Origin of the sequence: Neptuniibacter sp. 1_MG-2023 (assembly GCF_030547185.1) — a bacterium.
Taxonomy (GTDB): domain Bacteria; phylum Pseudomonadota; class Gammaproteobacteria; order Pseudomonadales; family Balneatricaceae; genus Neptuniibacter.
Window position 1 is genome coordinate 1 of the sequence record NZ_JAUOQR010000026.1, and the last position, 2,846, is coordinate 2,846.

Consider the following 2,846-nt stretch of genomic DNA (forward strand, 5'->3'; position numbering starts at 1 on the left):
CAGGTCATGAGCGTTGCGTATTTGACTGTATTGAAGCGATCAATGCGGGTGCCGATCTACTATGGATCGAAACTGCAATCCCAACCGTACATGAAATCAAAGGCATGATGGATGACATTCGTAAAGTTCACCCAGATGCTAAATTGGTTTACAACAACTCTCCATCATTCAACTGGACACTAAACTTCCGCCAGCAGACTTACGATACTTGGGTTGCTGAAGGTAAAGATGTGTCTGCATACGACCGCGCTAACCTAATGAGCGCTGAGTATGACGATTCTGAATTGTCTGCTGTAGCTGACGAACGTACACGTACATTCCAAGCTGATACATCACGTGAAGCAAACGTATTCCATCACTTGATCACTCTACCGACTTACCACACAACTGCGTTGTCTGTAGACAACCTAGCGAAAGAGTACTTCGGTGAGCAAGGTATGTTGGGCTACGTTAAGAATGTTCAGCGTGAAGAGATCCGTCGCGGTATTGCATGCGTTAAACATCAGAACATGTCTGGTTCAGACATCGGCGATGACCACAAAGAATACTTTGCGGGTGAAAATGCGCTTAAAGCTGGCGGTGCGAAAAACACCTCTAACCAGTTTAACTAAGCATAATTAGCGTTAACTGCCTTAATTAATTTTCCAGCGTTAATTAGGGCAGACTCCTATACTGGAGCATAAGGCGGCACCTTGTAGTAAGGGCCGCCTTTTTTATAGATAAGATTACTTCTAAGATCTGTCGAAAGACTCGAATGGCTTTTTACGTTAAAATTCTACCCCGTTTTCTACTGCAAACTGATTAAGTGATTTCGAATATGACTGATACACCTGATTTTCTTAAAGATGCTAAAGATTTGTTAACTGAGCAAGGATTTACTACAGGTAATACTTGGTATCATGGAACATCCTCAGCACTGATCGACTCCATAAAAAAACAAGGGCTACAACGCTCAGGGGATAGAGCGCTAAAAGATGCTGCTAAGAAAACCATGGCGACAATCGGCAATGCCTATACAGAATCAGTTGAACCTGTTTTTTTGACGCAAAGTAAAGAATTAGCATTTTACTGGGCACAACAAACAATCAGAAACCGCAGTGTAAGAATCGAAGGTGATGAGCAACCCGTTGTTCTTGCTGTAAATCTTCCAGAAGCGTTAAATACACAAGTAAAACCAGATGTAGGTGCGGCTAGCTTATTATTAGTAAAAGAAGGCGAGCACTTTATGGCCTACCTTGCAGGTATTTATCAAGAAAATGGCTTTGATGCGCCGGAAATAGATTTAATGAAAGCTGACCGAATGGAATACCTAAACAAATTAGGCATGGCGTATATTAATACCGATATTGATGCTGTATACCTAGACACCATCACGGGCTAATACCCACCAGTTTGTTCTACATAATTTACAAAAAGGATGCTACGGCGTCCTTTTTAATTATTGTTTCTGTATAGATAGATTCGTTTGAAGCCCAACTATTTAGTATTTACATAACCGCGCTCTATTCAACTAGATCTACCCCATTGCAATCACCTACTCATCCTTAATCTTTGCAATACCCTCTTCTCCCTCATACTTAGACTTCAACTGATTAATATAAGCTTTCTGCGAGCTAAGATTTAATTCATGTACTAAAACTTTACCTTCTAAATTAACCACATCTCGACTTAAGCCTTTTACTTGCTGAAGTTGAACAAAGTTAAACCCTATAGAACAAATAAAGAGCAAACCGATAACAATCAAGGCATCTAAATGCACTGTAAATTTACGTTTTAAATCCACAATAATGTCTCTCTTTTCATAACCAATAACTGGTTACAGAGATTATCCTTTTAAACAAAAAACACAATCTAAAAATCTATTTCTTACAAAACAGGTGGAAATTAAAGCGCTATAAAAACGCTCATAAAACCTATCTAAAAAAAGAACTTATATCCTAACCAAAAAAATCATGCTGCGAACGCGTAAAAACAAAGAGATCAAATAAAAATAACGTAGAGGCATTTGGAAGAAATCCACGTAATATTGACAAACTTTCCTCCATTATATGATGACTTTAAGCCGATTTACTGACTAACTTCATCTCATAATATGAATCAATCCAATGACAAAATAGCTTTGTAATTTATTTTGACGTTAAACAATCTATAAAATATCCAGCAAATAGCTGGAAAGCCTTTAAATTCAAGCGATCATATGATTTATGTAGTCAAAAACACTTAGAATTAATTGGAATATAAAAGATAATTTAAATAACTAAAAATCTTGTAATTGAGTAAAATAAAGCGCTATACCAAAGTCGCTACTACTTAGTGATGAGCTTTAAAAGCTCCTATCTATAGGGATTAATGCTATTTCCCGCTCTTCCTTCTTGTAGTTAATTTACCTTTTTATAGATAGGCATTATGTAGCAATACTACAGTTTTGCACGTGCACAAAAAGTAGCTTTACGAAGCTCTAAAATACCCCCATTATTTACTCACATAACCACTCAATGTATTCAACAACATTGCTTGGTCAGATTATCGTTTACACGGTAATCAAAAATATAAGTTGAGCTAAGGGAAATACCGGCTTGGGCTTGTGACTCGCCAAAATTTAATTTATTGAACAGATTACTCTGTAGAGGATTGACCATGTCCGCATTGAACCAAGACATTGAAACTATCTCTGCTGCAAAAGCAGCTGCTGGTAGCCCTTGGGACGCTATTAACCCAGAATCTGCAGCTCGTATGCGCGCTCAGAATAAATTCAAAACTGGCCTAGATATCGCTCAGTACACTGCAGACATTATGCGTGCTGACATGGCAGCATTTGATAAAGACAAATCCTTATACACTCAGTC

The 2,846-nt window shown here is 38.0% G+C and carries 2 protein-coding genes and 2 pseudogenes; 3 read left to right on the forward strand and 1 reads right to left on the reverse strand.

Annotation, left to right across the window (positions count from 1 at the left end):
• Both Q4492_RS15590 and Q4492_RS15595 read left to right on the forward strand, forming a co-directional pair.
• Nucleotides 1-611, forward strand: a pseudogene (locus tag Q4492_RS15590) (isocitrate lyase); the annotation flags it as partial.
• Nucleotides 612-817: 206 nt separating this feature from the next.
• Nucleotides 818-1,381, forward strand: coding sequence for a hypothetical protein (locus Q4492_RS15595; protein ID WP_303419843.1), 564 nt, complete (start codon nucleotides 818-820; stop codon nucleotides 1,379-1,381).
• Between the two features lie 153 nt (nucleotides 1,382-1,534).
• Here the strand turns inward: Q4492_RS15595 and Q4492_RS15600 are convergent, their stop codons facing one another.
• Nucleotides 1,535-1,783 carry a hypothetical protein gene (locus Q4492_RS15600; RefSeq protein ID WP_303419845.1) on the reverse strand — a complete coding sequence of 83 codons (249 nt, stop codon included), beginning with the start codon at nucleotides 1,781-1,783 and terminating at the stop codon, nucleotides 1,535-1,537.
• Between the two features lie 854 nt (nucleotides 1,784-2,637).
• Here Q4492_RS15600 and Q4492_RS15605 point away from each other — a divergent pair.
• Nucleotides 2,638-2,846: pseudogene (locus Q4492_RS15605) on the forward strand (isocitrate lyase); the annotation flags it as partial.

Bases quoted from the DNA above. Each gene is read 5' to 3' on its own strand.
- Q4492_RS15595 (WP_303419843.1), top strand. From the start codon at position 818: ATGACTGATACACCTGATTTTCTTAAAGATGCTAAAGATTTGTTAACT.